We start from the raw sequence: 16,091 nt of genomic DNA on the forward strand, positions 1-16,091 counted from the left end.
TGAACCTGCCCGGCGCTTATGCCTTTTCAGGCAACAGGCCACAGACCTTGAGCAGGAAGGCATACATCAGCGCCACTTCCTTCAGCCGCTCGAAACGGCCCGAAGCTCCACCGTGCCCGGCCGACATGTTGGTTTTGAAAAGCAGCAGATTGTCATCGGTCTTTTTCTCCCGCAGCGCAGCCGCCCACTTCGCAGGCTCCCAGTACGTCACACGGGGATCGGTCAGACCGGCTGTGATCAGCATGTGCGGATAGCTCTGTGCGCTCACATTGTCATAGGGAGAGTAAGCTTTGATCCAGTCATAGGCCGCCCTGCTTTCGATCGGATTGCCCCACTCCGGCCACTCCGGCGGGGTCAGGGGCAGGGTCGCATCGCACATGGTGGTCAGCACATCGACAAAGGGCACATCCGCCACGATAGCGTGGAAGAGGTCGGGACGCATGTTGGCAATGGCCCCCATCAGCATGCCACCGGCAGAACCGCCGTGCGCACAGATTTTCCCCTCACCGGCAAAGCCTTCATCGCGCAGCGTTTCCGCAACGGAAACAAAGTCCCTGAAGGTGTTGGTCTTGCGCTCCATCTTGCCGTTTTTGTACCAGGCATAGCCCTTGTCCATGCCCCCGCGAATGTGCGCTACGGCATAGACAAAACCGCGATCCACCAGCGAGAGACGCGCCGTACTGAAACCTGCGGACATGGCGTGACCATAGGAACCGTATCCCATCAGCAGGAGCGGCGGCCCATCGGCACCGACAGCCGGTTTTGTGTCCTTGTGATAGAGGATCGAGACAGGCACCCTCTCGCCATCATGGGCCACAGCCTCGATCCGGCGCGTGATGTAGTCCGCCGGATTGTGACCGGAAGGGATCTTCTGCTCCTTGCGCAAACGGCGTTCACGGCTGGTCAGGCCATAGTCATAGAGCTGCCCCGGCGTGGTCATGGAGCTGTAGCGGAAACGGATGCGCTCTGCCGCGTACTCCGCCCCCACACCAAAGCCCAGATCAAAGGCCTCTTCCTCGAAGGCAATGAAGTGGACCTCCTGTGTCGGCAGGTGTTCCAGACGAATGCGCGGCAGGCCGCCAACACGCAGTTTGGTGATCAGCCAGTCCTTCAGCCCCGCCATGGACAGGATCAGCTCCCCGCCCTTGTGCGACAGATGATCCTCCCAGCCAGCGCGCGCGTCTTCCGGCTTTGCATCCGCAGAGACAAAGGCATCAGCGACAGCGACACGGGCAATGCGGAAGTCTTCGGCCTCGCGGTCATTGGTGCGGATGTAAAGGTGATCGTCGATGTCACAAACCTCGTACTCCACTCCCTCCTGACGCGGCGCAACCAGTTGCAGCGCGCTCTGCGGTCTACGGGCATCCAGCAGGCGGATTTCAGAAGTCTGGTGATCGTGGCTGTCAATCTCGATAAAGCGGCCGGAAAGGCTTTTGCCCACCCCGACAAAGAAACCGCTGTCCGGCTCTTCATAGACCAGCACGTCTTCTGCAGCCGGACGACCCAGCACGTGGCGGAAAACCTGTGACGGACGGTGATTGTCATCCATACGGGTGTAGAAGATCGTCGCATTGTCCTCTGCCCAGACAATTGCACCGGATGTGCTTTCGATCACATCCTCCAGCAACACCCCCGTGCTCAGATCCCGCACGCGGATTTCGTAGTATTCCGAACCCTTGGTATCAATCGCATAGGCATAGAAGCACTGATCCGGACTGTAGTCTGCACCGCCGATCTGGAAATAGTCATGCCCCTCTGCCAGCGCATTGCCATCCAGCAGGATTTCCTCTTCGGCATAGCGCCCGTCTTCGGGAGGCTCGACAGTCGCATCGGCAACGGCACGCGGACAGCGACAGAAAAGCGGATGCTGCCTGCCCGGCTCGAACCGGCTGTAATAGGCCCAGTTGCCATCCTCGACCGGAAGGCTCGATTCAGCAGGCTCCAGCCGGTTTTTCAGCTCTTCATAAAGGCCATCCTGCAGGCCTTCGGTTTCAGACAGGGCCGCCTTGCAATAGCTGTTTTCCGCCTCCAGCGCCGCACGAATGTCACCGGACAGCACAGAGGGATCACGCATGACCTCCTGCCAGTTCTCCGCCCGCAGCCAGGCATAGGGGTCATGGCGCCGATCACCATGCAGCTCGTGCCAGTGGTCCCGCCGCTCATGAACAGGCGGCTCCACCCCCAACGCAGACGCCACAACACCCCCGGACCGGACAGCATCACCAGACATAAAACCTTCTCCAAAGCCATGAAATCTCAGGACTTTAAAGTAGGTTATGAACGCCGTGAGTCAATGGGAAGCAACAGTTTAAGCCTTATGCTATCAATTATTTTGTTTCTATCTTTCAATTTAAACAAACTGTAGAATTACAGCTGTATTCATGCCAGAGCATAAGGAGTTACAGCGGATGCCATATACAGCTCATTATGAAGAAAGCAAGCATCGGTATGTAATCAACTACTTCAGGGAAATCACTTCAGAAGAAATCATAGATTCCTCTATGGAGTTTATGAGTTCTCCCTATTGCACAGACGGCATAGATTACCTGTCAATATTAAATCCTGACAGCAGCCTGGGGAATATTGACCTTCAGACAATGCTTGAAAAATTTATCCCGATCATGAAGGAAAACGAAAAATCTGTTCGTAAAATTCACAAAATAGCATGGGTTGGCGATGATCTGTCTGCTCCCCTGTTCTCGTTATGGAAAAGCCTCCCTCAAGTAGAGGACTTCACAATATCGGAATATTTCACCAGCCTTTCAGAAGCAGACAAATGGTTTTCCCAAAAGCTGTAAACCAGACAAGGTACTCTCAAACAGCACCCGGCTGCTGATACACCTGTTCCAGCCAGTCTTGCTCCGTGCCTGGCATCTCCATATCCTGAACGCGGCCCTTGTGAGGAAAGAGCATCAGTTCGGCGTTCGGGATCTGGCGGACGACTTCGATGGAACTTTCATGGGGCAGGCAGCAGTCCTGAAGGACACCGGCCACCAGTGGGGGAACTGTGATCCTGCACAGCTCTGTCCGGCAGTCCGATGCGAAGAACATGGCAAGACTCACAGCTGACCGGCCCTTGCGATCTTCCAAATATATCAATTCTCTTAAATTCAAATTTAATACTTCAGGGCAATACTTGTTACCGCGAACAGCACAAGACCAATATGTCCCCATTGTTTGTAAGGTAACATCATGTCAAAGCTTCTGCGTAACTCCTTTAATCTCACGGGCAAGATCCTGACCTCGGTCGTGATCACCCTCGCAATCGGGTTGACTGCAACAACGGCCTTCGTTGTGAAGGAAAGTCAGGATGCCATCCTTGATGTCGCCGAAAAGCACGGGCAGGAACTGGCCGGAAACATCGGCAGCCAGGTCAGGGCCGACATTGATGTCGCCATGACAGCCTCGCGAACCATGGCAGAGACCTTTCTGAGCTATCACCGCGCCGGAATTACAGACCGCGAGGTTTACCGCGAGGCCCTGAAGGGCATCACCCGCAACAATCCGGACTTCGCAGCCGTCTGGAGCGGATGGGAACCCGACGCACTTGATGGTCGTGATGCCGACTTTGCCAACACGCCGGAAAGCAACGCCAGCGGCCGTTTCATCGATCTCTGGTTCCTGAAGAACGCAACCGATCTGGGTGTGCGCGGACTGAACATTGACAAGGGCGAAACCGCAGACTGGTATGACGGCCCCAGAAAAGCCAGAGCCGAGGTAATCACCGAGCCCTATGCCATGGAACTGGCGAAGGACAGCGGCACAGAAGCCTTTCTGGCAACCTCTGTTGTTGTTCCCCTGATCAAGGACGGCACCTTTATCGGAACCGTGGGGATCGACTTCAACCTGCAGGAGGTCCAGGACAAGATCGCCGAGATCCGCCCCTATGACGAAGGCATCGTGACCCTGATCACCAACAACGGTGTCTGGGCGGCCTATCCTGACAAGGAGCAGATCGGCAAACCCGTCGAGGAAAGCTCTCCGCAGCTTGAAGCCTACAAGGACCTCGTTGCAAAGGGTGAAAGCGCCAGCTGGATCGACTATTCCAGCGAACTGGGCAAGGAAGCACTTTATGTGCTCGTGCCACTGACCGTCGGACAATCGAAAACACCCTGGGCCATCGCAGCCATCATGCCGCTGGACAAGGTTCAGGCCGGTGCTGCAAGCGTGCGCGACAACATGATCGTTGCCGCTGTGGTCCTGACCGTTCTCATGGCGCTGATCATTGCCTTCCTGATCACAGCCCTGATGAGCAAGCCGCTGAAAAACATCACAGGCGTGATCGAGGTTCTGTCCCGCGATGAAACCGATGTTGAAATCAAGGATCAGCAACGCAGCGATGAAATCGGCGTTCTGGCCAAGGCTCTGGAACAGTTCCGCAACAAGCTGATCGAGGTGCGCAACCTGCAGTCAGAGCAGCTGGAAAAAGACCGTCAGGCCGAACAGGACCGTCGCGAGACCCTGCTGGGCCTTGCCAACCAGTTCGAGCAACAGGTTCAGGGCGTTGTCGGCAATGTGTCCAGCTCGTCCGATCACCTGCTGACCTCGGCCGAGAGCATGTCAGCCGTTACAGACAATGTCTCCAAACAGGCCACCGTGGTTTCCACCGTAACCGAGGAGGCTTCCGGCAACGTCGCAACAGTGGCCAGTGCAACAGAGGAGCTGTCCGCTTCTATCGGTGAAATCAACGCCCAGATTGCACGCGCTGTTTCCGTCTCCCAGGAAGCGGTGAAAGAGGCCGATCAGGCCAACTCACGGGTCAAGGGCCTGTCCGAAGCCGCACTGAAAATCGGTGATGTGATCCAGTTGATCAACGACATTGCCGAGCAGACAAACCTTCTGGCGCTCAACGCCACCATTGAAGCTGCACGCGCTGGCGATGCCGGCAAGGGCTTTGCGGTTGTTGCCTCCGAGGTCAAGTCCCTGGCAAACCAGACAGCCAAGGCAACCGAGGAGATCACCAGTCAGATTTCCAGCATTCAGGATGAAACCGATGCCTCTGTCGAAGCCATTGGCGGCATCGGCAGCACCATCTCCCAGATCAATGAAATCTCGACCGTTATTGCCTCCGCCATGGAAGAACAGGGCGCGGCAACACAGGAGATTTCACGCAATGTTCAGGAGGCTGCAGCCGGAACCAGCGAGGTCCGCCGCAGCATCACAGAGGTCAACAGCAATATCGAGGAAGCAGGCAATGTGTCCCAGTCCGTTCTGACGGCTGCGCAGGACCTGCAGAACGATGCCGTTGCCCTGACCCGCCAGGTTGATGAGTTCGTCAACCAGATCCGGGCCTCCTGACAACCGGAGACCGTCGTTTATGCCCGCTGTTTTCCTGTCACGGAACAGCGGGCATTTTCTGTGTTCCCTAATCTTCGCACCGCCATTCATAGGCCGGAACAAAGAGGATATCATGACGCTGCCCGCCTGTTGTGTCTTCCAGCCAGGCCTGTCTGCCCCGCTCATCAAAAAGCCTGCCCTGCAACAGGCGTGGACCGTTCGTCTGAATGATCAGGGCCCGGACGTGAAGTGCAGTCAGCCTCTCGCCATTGTGCAGGCTGTAGCGTGGATCAGGTTCACCGTTTTCCCCTGCAGCCCCGCTTTCCTGCGCCGCCTGCAAGCTGGGGAAAACCTGCGGGTTGTGCAGTGGTGTTGAGCAGACAATCTGCCGCTCAACCGCCTGCGCCTTTGACAGGACAGAGAACAGCACAGGCAACAGCAGCGCCAGAAACAAGGACAACAGCAGGAACAAACCCGTCGAAAAAGAACTGATGCGATCCGGCACCCGGCCTCTCCCTTTACAGGCTGAAAACGAACAGCACCCAAAGCGGCACCGTGACAAAGGACAACAGCGTCTGGGTGGTGCAACAGGATGCATAGAGCGGCGCATCACCGCCCATCTGGCTGGCAATCACATAGCCGTTCGCCGCAGAAGGCATGGCAAGCGCAATCACGACGAAGGCCAGCAGGGTTGGTTCCACTCCCAGAGCCTGTCCGATCAGCAGAACCAGCAACGGCATGAGAACCAGCTTGTTGAAGCAGCTGAAGGAAATGGCAAAAACCCGCCCCTGAAAGCCGGAAATGCGCAAGCCCGCTCCCAGCGCCAGCAGGATCGAGCCAATGGCACTGGCCCGCAACATCTCAAGGCTCTGAATGGCAAACTCCGGCAAGGGCGCGCGGGTAAGTGACAGGACAATCCCCATCAGTGCTCCAACGACAATCGGGTTGGTCAGAACGGCAAAGGACAGCTTTTTGATCGAGGGCGTGTCCCCAGACAGCAGGCGCACCATCATCCCGACATTCAGGCCGTTCACAAAGGGCACAACCGCCACCATGACAATGGCAATGACCGTAACGGCTGTGTCTTCGAAAGCCAGTCCGGCGACAGCCAGCGCCATGGCCCCGTTCCAGCGGGTCGTGGTCTGGAAAAGACTGGTGTAGGCCGGCAGGTCCATGCTGCCCGGAACCGCCAGACGATAATAGAGCACCAGCATCGCAATCAGGGCAAAGAGAGCCAGCAGGATCGTGAAGATGATCGACAGCCCGGGAATGGCCAGCAGGTCCGCCCTGACCAGCGTTGCCAGCACCAGTGCCGGAATGAGCACAAAGAAATTGAGCCGGTTCACCCCCGCCCAGACCTGATCGTCCTTCAACAGCCAGCGGCGCGCAGCCGCACCCATCCCGATCAGGGTCAGCAAAGGCAGACAGGCCTTTGCAAAATCCCAGAAAATTGCCTGATCCATTAGTCTTTTCCTTTATTGCCGGAGCAGCCTACTCCGCTTTTTTCACAACGTCTCCCCCTTTTGGCGGCACGGGGCGAAATGATGATCAGGCATGTTTTTCATTTCACCCCCTGCGCAGCCAGGTGGCGACTGTTTCAAGAATTTCCGCATCCAGCGCATGGCCCTTGTTGGCAAAGAGCACCAGTTCGGCATTGGGGATCAGCTGCGCGGCAGAGCAGGAGCTTTCAACCGGCAGGCAGTTGTCCTGCTCGCTGCCGATCACCAGCGCCGGAGCCGTGATCTGTTGCAGCTCCACCCGTCGATCCGGCGTGGCGCGAATGGCCTCGTACTGACGCTTGTAGCCACGCTGGCTGAAACCACTGTCCAGACGTTCGATCACCGAGGCACGGGTCTCCTCCCGCGACAATGGATTGGGATGGGAGAAATGGCGATAGCTCTCTGTCAGGAAATCAATCATCTCCTCACGACTGTCGAAGGGAGCCACTGTACGCTCAAACTGTTCGTGAACCCCTTCACACAGGGCAGGCGGAGACTCTCCGCCAGAGCTGCAAATCTGGACCATCCGCTCCACCCGGTGCGGAGCTGTGATGGCCACCAGCTGTGCAATCATCCCGCCCATCGAAAAACCGACCGTGGTAAAACGCAGCTGTTCCAGCTCGTCCATGACGGCCAGCACATCTGCCGCCATGTCCCGCAGGTCATAGGGGACAACCTCATCCCCCGGCTGAAGCGAGCGGCCGGAATCCCGGTTTTCAATACAAACCACGAAATGATCGCGCGCCAGATCAGCCAGAAAATCCGGCGACCAGCGCGTCAGATCCGACCCCAACCCCATCGACAGCGCCACCGCCGGCGCCCCCTTCACACCATGGGTCTCGTAATACACCGGATAGACTGTCGTCATCAATGGCTCCTGCTGGTAGGACTGGGTTAAGAGAGAAGGTCATCCTTTGAAGATGGTATCCCTGTGATATTCAAGAAACTGTTGATGAGGGCGTTCATCTTCACGATCAGGTAAACGCATGACACCGTCTTTATTCAACAAAGCTTTGGCCTCTTTTGGCAAGAACTGATCTGCAGTCAAAATGCGATAATCATCATGGATTGAGATCAGACCGCGATCAAACATCCAGTGAACCGTTCCTGAAAGCGCCAGACCATTGCGAATTGAGTCCGGCCCTTTCTGAGCAACAGGCTGAATATGAGCCGCCTGCACTTCTGGACGTCCACCACCATTGACCAAACTCAGCCCAGTCAAAGCGCAGGTGTTTCCATAAACCTGCCGCACAGCATGCTTAAAAGCTTCATCCCTGAAGGGGCGGCTGACCAACTTTGTGATGATTTTCTCATCTCGCGGCGCGATAGCTCGCACACGCTCCAGAATTTTATCTCTGATCTTTGGGCTGCCTGCCTGAAAAGCCTCCTGCTCCTCAGCCATTCCGCTCATAACCGAGTGAAGCGTCAACTGCCGTTGGGACTGTTCTTGCTGGATGGCTGCATAATAAGCGTCTTCCCCGATTACAGCCTTGTGGAAGCCAGCCGTTAAGATCGCATTGTATTCTTCATCCGGGATACTGCGGACAGAACGCCCAAAATTGCCTTTGTTGGTCGAACCATCTTCCTTACGAAGACGACTCTCATAATAGAAACTTTGCTCTTTAAAAGGAACGGGATGATCGAATTCCAGATAATCCGTGACATAAGCGTAGTAGTGATCTGATCGTTCAGGATCACGCTCGACACGGTTAATTTTTGCCGTCGCAAAATAGCTCTGCCTGCCACCTGCTATATTCAACTGTGTGGTTAAGCGGCGTGGTTCATAGTAAATCACCCAATCCCCAACAGCATCTGTCACTTGCCTGAGGTAAGTCGCAGGAAAGTGATATCGGAACTCAACCAGATCATTATAGATCGAAGTCGGTTTGCTTGTGAGGATGGCCTTGGTCATAACGCGAGGAGAAGAGCCTGATGCGGATAAGTCTACGTTTTTAAAAACTTACCCTCAAAACGAGAGAAAAGAAAAGTTCTTTTCTCCTGCTTTCCTGTCCTCTGTTCTAGCTGCCCGGCAGCATTGGGGGGCGGCGGTTTTGGCTGAAGACGTCGCGGATGATGGTCAGGGCAGCCAGGGGCTTGTTGCGCGGAAACAGCTTTGCAAGGGGCAGGCAGAGATAGCACAGCCAGCCGAAGCGGATGATATAGCGTCTGCGGGCTGCGAGCCAGATTCCGAGCTTGCCGCCTTTGGTCAACTCCTCGCGGTAGGCTGTCAGGGCACTGTCCAGTTCCTCGGTGTAGCCGCCCTTGTCCTGAATGGCGAAGAAGACAAACAGGATCATGTCACGGGCATGTCCCGCAACCGCATTGCGCTTGTCATAAAAACCCTCGAAATCCATCAGGGTCACCTTTTGTCCGTCCCAGGACATGTCCTTCAGATTGGGACGACCATGGCTGTAGCCCCTCCTGTGCAGGCAGGCCATGGAACGACCGACCTCCCGAAACATCTTCAGGCGCTCGTCGAGAGTTCCCCTCTTTTTCCGGAAGATACGGCGCACCTGTTCTCCGCTGTGACGCGTGACAAACCAGCCCGGTCCGCTGGCCACAATTTCCGGCACCGGCAGACCTTCGTCAGAAAGACGCAGCATCGCATCATACTCCCGCCTGAAGGAATCAACAGGATTGGCCTTGAGGATCTTGCCCTTCAGGTTCAGGTTCTCAACCTGCTTGAACCAGAACACTTCACCATTGTGTTCAATCTTCAGGTTGCGATGCTGATAAATTCCAACAACTCCGTCGAGCACTTCCTGTAGTCCGGGAACCGCACAACTGACGTAGCGAACTTCTTGTTTTGTCATTGCGATCTTTATTTTGCGATACAGCTTGTTTCAGGATGCCTTCCACACACACGAAAGGCATTCAGTGGGTCGCAAACTGCCACAAAAAGGTTTTGAAGAAAACAGCCTTTTCATAAAAAGGACACATTTCTGTAAAGTTTGAAAAAATGCTGTTTTAAATCGTTGTAAGCCCGACAAATCAATTTCAGGAGGGAAATAGCTATTTTGCCAAATGCTTCTTCAGCGTCCTGTGAAAGGCACTTACAGCAAGCCCCAGTACTATCCCCCAGAAAGCACTGCCGATATCCAGAAAGGACAGCCCGGATGCCGTCACAATAAAGGTCAGAAAAGCAGCATCCCTGTTTGCAGTTTCGCCCAGACTTTGGGCCAGACTGCCGGCAATTGTGCCCAGCAAGGCCAATCCGGCAATGGAAGCCACAAAAGCAACGGGCAGGGCCGCAAAAAGATGCACCACCCAGCCGGCAAAGATCCCGGTGAGAATATAGAAAACACCCGCCCAGACCGACGAGATATAGCGTCTTTGTCGTGGGAGCCCCGTTTCATCCGACATGCAAATCGTTGCCGTGATTGCCGCCAGACCAAAGGCAAAGCCTCCAAAGGGAGCCAGCAGCACCCCCGCCGCACCGGTCCAGCCAATCAGCGGAGAAGACGATAGCCGGTAGGCATTGGCGCGAAAGACTGCCAGCCCCGAGAGATTCTGCCCCGCCATCGTCACAATAAACAGCGGCACCCCCACGCCGATCAGGGCAGGAAGGGAGAATTCCGGCATGACAAAAACCGGTCCTGCAAGTGTTGCAGCACCGAAGTCATAGTGGAATTCCCCCCCGAACCACAGGAGGACAAGTCCGACCAGCAGGGTTGTCGGAATCGCCATCCGTGGCAAAAGCGGTCTGAGGATCAAAAAGGACAACAGCATCAACCCGGCCATCACCGGATCTGTTTCTATGGCCGTAAAGGCCCGGATCCCGAACTGAAGCAGAACACCGGCAAGCATTGCAGCCGCCAGTTCCGAAGGGATCAGCTTCATCAGACGTTCAAACCAGCCTGTTACAGCGCCAAAAACCAGCAAGACAGAACAGAAAACAAAGGCTCCGGTGATCTCACCCAGGGTCAACCCCGCAACAGAGCCAACCAGCAACGCTGCCCCCGGCGTTGACCAGGCTGTCAGCACAGGCATGCGAAACCAGAGAGACAGGCCGAACGACGTCACCCCCATCCCGATCCCCAAAGCCCAGAGCCAGGACCCGATCTGCGCTTCACTGGCCCCGGCTGCTTCTGCCGCCTGAAAGATAATGGCAACAGAGCTACTGTAGCCAACCATGACCGCAATCATCCCGGCCACAATAGCCGAAGGACTGAAGAGCAGCCCCGGCCCTCCCCGGCTTTCACTGTCTGCTGTGCCTTCTGGTGTCTTCTGCCCGGATGACATCATCCCCACCCCGTTTGTGCGTTATAACGTCCATTGCTTGAACCTTAGTATTTGTATGCTATAACGCACAAGAGATTTTTTCAGACAGCAATCGGACCCGTATGGAACAGATCAACAGACAGCTTTCCCAAAGACTGAAAAGCCTGCGCAAGGACAAGGGCTGGAGCCTGGACAGGGCCGCACAGGAAACCGGCGTCAGCAAGGCCATGTTGGGCCAGATCGAACGACAGGAATCCTGCCCGACCCTGGCAACACTCTGGAAAATTTCCGACGGCTTTCATTGTCCTTTGTCCCTGCTGCTTGATCCTGTGCAAAGGGAAGAAAATCCGGCACTGGATAAAGCAGTGTTCAGATCGGTACAGGACACGCAGCAGAAACCGACACAGGATGCCATGCTGGTGGCTCCTCTTTTCCCCTATGACCCCGCCTTTGGCTTCGAAGTCATGACACTGACCATGCCGCCAGGCTATGAACGGCTGTCCGAGCCGCACGACACAGGGGTTGTTGAACAGATCGTCATGATCAGCGGAACAGCTGAAATCCTCACCGATGGTTCCTGGACAAGCCTGAGCGAAGGCACTGCTGTCCGCTTTCCGGCTGACAGACCCCACGGCTACAGGAACAGCGACCCGGACAAATCCGCGATCTTCAACCTGCTGATTTTTTATGGATCAGGCCCCCGGTAAACCTTCCGATACAGCAAAAAGCCTCAAAATGACTGCGACCAGTGAAGACGTTTGCAATATTGCAAACCCAAAAGGACAATCCCGGCAGCAGTTGATGTTTCATTCAATGAGGACCGGGAAACGTCATGATTTCGTGTGTTTCTGATGGCAATAGTGCGGGGAGTGATTAACAGTTTCCTTAACCAGAAAAGGATGGTGCGCCAGGATCTGCGGGACATTCAAATCACCTGATTTGCGAAAGAAAACCCCGTCAAGCACCTGCTCCAGTTTCTTTGCTGAGTGAGACGCCGGATTGTTTTCGAGATAGTGCAACAGGTGCTGCCGACGATACCAGTTCCGTGAATACTTTTCCAAGGTCCGCAGCGTTCCGGAAGAGGATTGTGTTTTGGAAGTCTTACAAGATTCTGTTTTTTTATTTGCCGTATTTTCTGCCCTTTCATCCCTGTCTTCCGCTTTTCTGCTAACAGAACAACCGTTTGTACCTGCCGGAACCAAAAGCACATTGTCCTGTGAGAGTTTTCCCAATCTGGAAAACCGCAAAAGTCGTGTACTCCCTTCATGCCCCAGAGCTGTTTCCAAACTTGAAAAAATCCCGTCATCACTGATCAGAGCAACCTTTAAAGGCGGTTGACTGCTGCACGACAGCAACCGCTGACACTCCAGAATCATGTGAACATCGGCCATATCCTTGCCTACTGGAACCATCTTCACTGTGGCGAAACGGGGATCCAGATTTTCAAATCTGTTCCTGCAGGAGAAAACCCTGACAGGAAATTCCGGCCTGTACCCCAGAATTCCCAGTTCAACAACAACAGTGACCATTGCTTCTTCTGACACCTGATCGCCATCCACCAGAACAGGAACAGCCCCGGCCTGCGGAATGGAGAACTGTGTTTTCGGAGAGATAGACAACATCGCTCTTCCTTCAACCTGAAGGAGAATATTTTCAAAAAAGCCTTAAGGAAAAAGAAAGTAATAACTCAAATTTTATCGAGCCTTTTTAATGAAGCAGAAAAAGCAGCTTGCATCCTTTGCGAAAACAGGGATGGATCAGGAAAAGAAAAACAACCCTGACAGGCCGGAGCTCCTCGCACATGTCCACCTCCTCCTCATCCAGCCGCAAAGACCATCTGGACGGTCTGGCCATCCTTGTTCTCATGGTTTGCTGCTTTTCCTGGGGTTTCCAGCAAATCACCATCAAATGGGCTGTCGCGGATATCTCCCCCATCATGCAGGCCGGCTTGCGCTCGGCCTTTGCAACGCTGGTGATTGCCGGCTGGATGCTTCTGCGCCGGAAGCCGATTTTCGGGCGGGACGGCACCCTGAAAGCAGGTCTGCTGGCTGGCGCTCTCTTTGCCCTTGAATTTGCTCTGCTTTACGCCTCGCTGGAGCTGACCTCGGCCTCGCGCGCTGTCATTTTCCTCTACACCTCTCCGCTCTTTGTTGCGCTGGGCGCGCACTTCCTGATCGCCGGGGAACGCCTGCGCCTGTTGCAGGGGCTTGGTCTGCTCTGTGCCTTTGCCGGTCTTGCCGTCACCTTTGGAGAAAGCCTGACACTGCCCGATGAGCGCATGCTGATCGGCGATGCCCTGGCCATTGCAGCCGCCATTGCCTGGGCCGCGACAACACTGGTCGTCCGGGGTTCCACGCTCACAACCATCTCTGCCAGCAAGGTCCTGCTTTATCAGCTGGCAGTCTCGGCGGTGGTCCTCTTTCCGCTTTCAGCCGCCTTTGGCGAGCCGGGAATTATCCGCATCACGGAAAGTGCGGTTCTGATCCTAATCTATCAGGCCGTGGGTGTTGCCGGGATCAGCTACATTATCTGGTTCTGGATGCTGAAAACCTACCCGACCGCCAAGCTGACCTCATTTGGCTTCCTGACCCCGCTGTTTGGTGTGATCAGCGGAGCTCTTATTCTGGATGAGCCTCTGACACCGGCCTTGCTGTCCGGACTTGTTCTGGTCGCCTGTGGCATCTGGCTTGTGAACAAAAAGACCCGCGCCGAACGCGCGCAGCTCAAAGCACAAAAGGCCCGGGAAGGATCCGGCGCATCATGAAGGAGGGCAGCACAATACCACTGGAAAAGGTTGCCTTTGGAGGCGGATGCCACTGGTGCACCGAAGCTGTCTTTCAACAGTTGCGGGGTGTTCACAGGGTTGAGCAGGGTTTTGTCAGATCGGACCCGCCGAATGACAGCTGGTCGGAAGCTGTGGTGGTCAGCTTCGATCCTGAGGCCATCACGCTTGCAAAGCTGATTGCGGTCCATGTCAGCACACATGCCAGCACCTCCAATCACTCCATGCGCGGCAAGTATCGCAGCGCCGTCTACTCCCTTGATGAGCAGCAGCATCAAAGCGCCCGTCTTATCCTGGGAGAACTCCAGCACGGCTATGACAATGCACTGGTCACACAGGTCCTGCCCTATCGCGATTTCAAATTCTCGGACACGCGTTTTCACAACTACTACGCCAGCGATGACATGCGCCCCTTTTGCAAGCGTTACATCGCCCCGAAGATGGACAAGCTCAACAGAAGCTTTCACGAGCTTCTCCGGGGTGACAGTCCGGCAAGAACCAGAAAACACTAACCTCCGAAATCCTGTCAACGGGGCAATCCAAACAACCCGAGGTTCCTGCCTTTGCATGACCTCAGCAGCTCATCAGGCCGCTCGGGCAACCGGCCCTGGACGACAACAAAAAGCGGACAATGTCCCCAGCACTTTTCCCTACGAAAAAAGTGCTTTACCTTCCCCCCGGAGGAACGGGTAAAGCTCGTGCCATCAGAAACCGGAAACAGGGTATCAGGGGAATGAGCAGGAAGCTTCTGGCCGCAGTGTGCGTTGCACTGGCCATCATCACCATCTTTGCAGGCACACACCTGTTTTTGAAAGATGACACACAGCACCTTGCCATTCAGCTTCAACCGGACAATCAGGAACTTGTCGCTCTGGGTGCCGACCTCTATGCAGAAAACTGCGCCGCCTGCCATGGTGCACAGCTGGAAGGGCAACTCAACTGGCGTCAGCGCAATGCAGACGGACGCCTCCCCGCGCCGCCGCACGATGAGACAGGCCACACCTGGCACCACCCTGATGACTATCTCTTTTTCATGACCAAGTTCGGTCTGGAAAGAATGATAGGCAAGCGCTATCCCAACAACATGCCTGCCTTTGAAGGCAGTCTCTCCGACGAGGAAATCCAGGCCACGCTTTCCTTTATCAAAAGCACCTGGCCCGAAGAAATCCGGCGCCGCCACGACCGCATCAATCAGCAGAATGCGTTGCAGTAGCAGAAAGCTCATACCCCAGAACAAAGGCCATGACCTTTTCAGCAGGCATCTCGCAGGGCTTCAGCAAGGGCCCCTTGCCTGCAGTGTGATAGAGGTTAAAGGAAATATGGTCATTGCCGCCCAGCTCTTCTGCATAGAGCTTGACCCTCTTTCCGTCCGCTGAAACGAGAAGCGTCGTACCATAGCTATACCCCCGATAAAGGCCTGTGCTGTAACCTTCGGGTATTGCCTTCAAGGCCGAGAGAAATGCATCCATGTCCCGATCTCTCCTGTCGCAGTCGTCCAGACAGGACTGATCATCGCCTTTTGTTGTGCAAAGACAAGCAAAAGGCCTTCAAATGACTGTGAGTTCAGACGGAATACTGCTCTTCAGCCTGCTGCAAAAGTCTTTCGAATGCCGCCTTTTCCCGGCGTTTGAGACGCGCCTCATCAAGCAGAACATGAAAATCCTGAAGCTCCTGCGTTGTCACGGCTCCGGCAACAACCAGCATCACCATGCCATATTGTCCATGACGGCGACAGCGGAAGGGGTAAATGCCGCGTTTGGGAAAATCGACAAGAGCTTCCTCGGCATTGCTGATCGCCACTTCGGGCACGCCTGCAGGCCAGAGTGTCTTGACCGAATGAACCGTGTGCTCCCCGCGCGAGTTCATAAAGGCAATGGTTTCACCGATTTCGACCTTCAGGAGATCCGGCGCAAAGCGAAACATTCCCCTGGCCGAACTGGAGGAAGGATCCGTGATCTGGTCAACCCTGAGCCTGTCATCCGCTGACACTGCATCATCAGCCCGGGCAACCCCGCTGCCTCCGGCAAGGACACAGGCACAAAGCACAGAAACCGTTTGTTGCACAAAGCTGCGTCGATCGATCACGCTGTGTTTGTTCTCAAAGGCGCGCGCGATCCTTTCCAGCGGGTTGTCGTGTTCCACGATCATAAGCGAGTCTCCGGAAAAGATACCTGTTTTCTTTATCGTTCCACTTTCGCGGCCCCTCTGCCCGGGCGCATTGTCCTAAATCAATAAAATGCAATCTTTTCACACGGCTCTGTCACAAGGTTGAGAGATCAATTTTTTTTCAACTGTGAGAACCTTCGTCTAAA

At 55.2% G+C, this 16,091-nt stretch carries 17 protein-coding genes; 6 read left to right on the plus strand and 11 right to left on the minus strand.

Annotated features, from left to right (window positions below; all coding sequences use genetic code 11):
- Positions 1-16: 16 nt before the first annotated feature.
- Positions 17-2,230 (minus strand): S9 family peptidase, encoded by a 2,214-nt coding sequence (locus AAAH10_RS06785; RefSeq protein WP_343561885.1) that lies wholly within the window; start codon positions 2,228-2,230, stop codon positions 17-19.
- A gap of 178 nt (positions 2,231-2,408) precedes the next feature.
- Between AAAH10_RS06785 and AAAH10_RS06790 the strand changes: the two genes are divergently transcribed.
- Positions 2,409-2,798, plus strand: coding sequence for a hypothetical protein (locus tag AAAH10_RS06790; protein ID WP_343561887.1), 390 nt, complete (start codon positions 2,409-2,411; stop codon positions 2,796-2,798).
- A 16-nt stretch (positions 2,799-2,814) separates the two neighbouring features.
- Here AAAH10_RS06790 and AAAH10_RS06795 read toward each other — a convergent pair whose 3' ends face one another.
- A complete protein-coding gene (locus AAAH10_RS06795; protein ID WP_343561888.1) occupies positions 2,815-3,063 on the minus strand; it encodes a hypothetical protein in 249 nt (82 codons plus the stop codon).
- Between the two features lie 129 nt (positions 3,064-3,192).
- Between AAAH10_RS06795 and AAAH10_RS06800 the strand changes: the two genes are divergently transcribed.
- On the plus strand, positions 3,193-5,298 hold the full coding sequence (locus AAAH10_RS06800) for a methyl-accepting chemotaxis protein (protein ID WP_343561890.1): 2,106 nt from the start codon (positions 3,193-3,195) through the stop codon (positions 5,296-5,298).
- Positions 5,299-5,365: 67 nt separating this feature from the next.
- Here the strand turns inward: AAAH10_RS06800 and AAAH10_RS06805 are convergent, their stop codons facing one another.
- The 6 genes from AAAH10_RS06805 to AAAH10_RS06830 all read right to left on the minus strand — a co-directional run bounded on the left by AAAH10_RS06805 (position 5,366) and on the right by AAAH10_RS06830 (position 11,018).
- On the minus strand, positions 5,366-5,737 hold the full coding sequence (locus AAAH10_RS06805; protein ID WP_343561892.1) for a hypothetical protein: 372 nt from the start codon (positions 5,735-5,737) through the stop codon (positions 5,366-5,368).
- Positions 5,738-5,795: 58 nt separating this feature from the next.
- A complete protein-coding gene (locus AAAH10_RS06810; protein ID WP_343561894.1) occupies positions 5,796-6,740 on the minus strand; it encodes an AEC family transporter in 945 nt (314 codons plus the stop codon).
- A gap of 103 nt (positions 6,741-6,843) precedes the next feature.
- Positions 6,844-7,644: an alpha/beta fold hydrolase gene (locus tag AAAH10_RS06815; protein WP_343561896.1), complete on the minus strand. Its 801-nt coding sequence runs from the start codon at positions 7,642-7,644 to the stop codon at positions 6,844-6,846.
- A 39-nt stretch (positions 7,645-7,683) separates the two neighbouring features.
- Positions 7,684-8,688, minus strand: coding sequence for an HNH endonuclease (locus tag AAAH10_RS06820; RefSeq protein ID WP_343561898.1), 1,005 nt, complete (start codon positions 8,686-8,688; stop codon positions 7,684-7,686).
- A 106-nt stretch (positions 8,689-8,794) separates the two neighbouring features.
- Complete coding sequence (locus tag AAAH10_RS06825) at positions 8,795-9,589, minus strand: BUD32 family EKC/KEOPS complex subunit (RefSeq protein WP_343561901.1); 795 nt, start codon at positions 9,587-9,589, stop codon at positions 8,795-8,797.
- 199 nt (positions 9,590-9,788) lie between these two features.
- On the minus strand, positions 9,789-11,018 hold the full coding sequence (locus AAAH10_RS06830; RefSeq protein ID WP_343561903.1) for a benzoate/H(+) symporter BenE family transporter: 1,230 nt from the start codon (positions 11,016-11,018) through the stop codon (positions 9,789-9,791).
- Positions 11,019-11,119: 101 nt separating this feature from the next.
- On the opposite strand from AAAH10_RS06830, the gene AAAH10_RS06835 reads away from it, so the two are divergent.
- A complete protein-coding gene (locus AAAH10_RS06835) occupies positions 11,120-11,704 on the plus strand; it encodes a helix-turn-helix domain-containing protein (RefSeq protein WP_343561905.1) in 585 nt (194 codons plus the stop codon).
- Positions 11,705-11,827: 123 nt separating this feature from the next.
- On the opposite strand, the gene AAAH10_RS06840 is transcribed toward AAAH10_RS06835, so the two are convergent.
- Positions 11,828-12,388: a hypothetical protein gene (locus AAAH10_RS06840; RefSeq protein WP_343561907.1), complete on the minus strand. Its 561-nt coding sequence runs from the start codon at positions 12,386-12,388 to the stop codon at positions 11,828-11,830.
- Positions 12,389-12,798: 410 nt separating this feature from the next.
- Between AAAH10_RS06840 and AAAH10_RS06845 the strand changes: the two genes are divergently transcribed.
- The 3 genes from AAAH10_RS06845 to AAAH10_RS06855 all read left to right on the plus strand — a co-directional run bounded on the left by AAAH10_RS06845 (position 12,799) and on the right by AAAH10_RS06855 (position 14,992).
- The gene (locus tag AAAH10_RS06845; protein WP_343561909.1) at positions 12,799-13,761 is read left to right on the plus strand and encodes a DMT family transporter; all 963 of its coding nucleotides are present in this window, start codon (positions 12,799-12,801) and stop codon (positions 13,759-13,761) included.
- Positions 13,758-14,291, plus strand: coding sequence for a peptide-methionine (S)-S-oxide reductase (locus AAAH10_RS06850; RefSeq protein ID WP_343561911.1), 534 nt, complete (start codon positions 13,758-13,760; stop codon positions 14,289-14,291). Before AAAH10_RS06845 ends, AAAH10_RS06850 begins: the two co-directional genes overlap by 4 nt.
- Positions 14,292-14,512: 221 nt before the next feature.
- Positions 14,513-14,992, plus strand: a complete 480-nt coding sequence (locus AAAH10_RS06855) for a c-type cytochrome (protein ID WP_343561913.1) — start codon at positions 14,513-14,515, stop codon at positions 14,990-14,992.
- On the opposite strand, the gene AAAH10_RS06860 is transcribed toward AAAH10_RS06855, so the two are convergent.
- Positions 14,967-15,248: a hypothetical protein gene (locus tag AAAH10_RS06860; protein ID WP_343561915.1), complete on the minus strand. Its 282-nt coding sequence runs from the start codon at positions 15,246-15,248 to the stop codon at positions 14,967-14,969. The genes AAAH10_RS06855 and AAAH10_RS06860 overlap by 26 nt on opposite strands.
- Positions 15,249-15,342: 94 nt before the next feature.
- Positions 15,343-15,927: a plastocyanin/azurin family copper-binding protein gene (locus AAAH10_RS06865; RefSeq protein ID WP_343561917.1), complete on the minus strand. Its 585-nt coding sequence runs from the start codon at positions 15,925-15,927 to the stop codon at positions 15,343-15,345.
- Positions 15,928-16,091 lie beyond the last annotated feature (164 nt).

It is taken from the genome of Carbonatibacter coralli, from assembly GCF_039592655.1.
Taxonomy (GTDB): Bacteria; Pseudomonadota; Alphaproteobacteria; order Kiloniellales; family Kiloniellaceae; genus Carbonatibacter; species Carbonatibacter coralli.

What these genes read in the sequence shown, in the direction of transcription:
- AAAH10_RS06785 (WP_343561885.1), bottom strand. Translation starts at nt 2,230, where the DNA reads ATGTCTGGTGATGCTGTCCGGTCCGGGGGTGTTGTGGCGTCTGCGTTG.
- AAAH10_RS06790 (WP_343561887.1), top strand. Translation starts at nt 2,409, where the DNA reads ATGCCATATACAGCTCATTATGAAGAAAGCAAGCATCGGTATGTAATC.
- AAAH10_RS06800 (WP_343561890.1), top strand. Translation starts at nt 3,193, where the DNA reads ATGTCAAAGCTTCTGCGTAACTCCTTTAATCTCACGGGCAAGATCCTG.
- AAAH10_RS06810 (WP_343561894.1), bottom strand. Translation starts at nt 6,740, where the DNA reads ATGGATCAGGCAATTTTCTGGGATTTTGCAAAGGCCTGTCTGCCTTTG.
- AAAH10_RS06815 (WP_343561896.1), bottom strand. Translation starts at nt 7,644, where the DNA reads ATGACGACAGTCTATCCGGTGTATTACGAGACCCATGGTGTGAAGGGG.
- AAAH10_RS06820 (WP_343561898.1), bottom strand. Translation starts at nt 8,688, where the DNA reads ATGACCAAGGCCATCCTCACAAGCAAACCGACTTCGATCTATAATGAT.
- AAAH10_RS06825 (WP_343561901.1), bottom strand. Translation starts at nt 9,589, where the DNA reads ATGACAAAACAAGAAGTTCGCTACGTCAGTTGTGCGGTTCCCGGACTA.
- AAAH10_RS06830 (WP_343561903.1), bottom strand. Translation starts at nt 11,018, where the DNA reads ATGTCATCCGGGCAGAAGACACCAGAAGGCACAGCAGACAGTGAAAGC.
- AAAH10_RS06835 (WP_343561905.1), top strand. Translation starts at nt 11,120, where the DNA reads ATGGAACAGATCAACAGACAGCTTTCCCAAAGACTGAAAAGCCTGCGC.
- AAAH10_RS06840 (WP_343561907.1), bottom strand. Translation starts at nt 12,388, where the DNA reads ATGGCCGATGTTCACATGATTCTGGAGTGTCAGCGGTTGCTGTCGTGC.
- AAAH10_RS06845 (WP_343561909.1), top strand. Translation starts at nt 12,799, where the DNA reads ATGTCCACCTCCTCCTCATCCAGCCGCAAAGACCATCTGGACGGTCTG.
- AAAH10_RS06850 (WP_343561911.1), top strand. Translation starts at nt 13,758, where the DNA reads ATGAAGGAGGGCAGCACAATACCACTGGAAAAGGTTGCCTTTGGAGGC.
- AAAH10_RS06855 (WP_343561913.1), top strand. Translation starts at nt 14,513, where the DNA reads ATGAGCAGGAAGCTTCTGGCCGCAGTGTGCGTTGCACTGGCCATCATC.
- AAAH10_RS06860 (WP_343561915.1), bottom strand. Translation starts at nt 15,248, where the DNA reads ATGGATGCATTTCTCTCGGCCTTGAAGGCAATACCCGAAGGTTACAGC.
- AAAH10_RS06865 (WP_343561917.1), bottom strand. Translation starts at nt 15,927, where the DNA reads ATGATCGTGGAACACGACAACCCGCTGGAAAGGATCGCGCGCGCCTTT.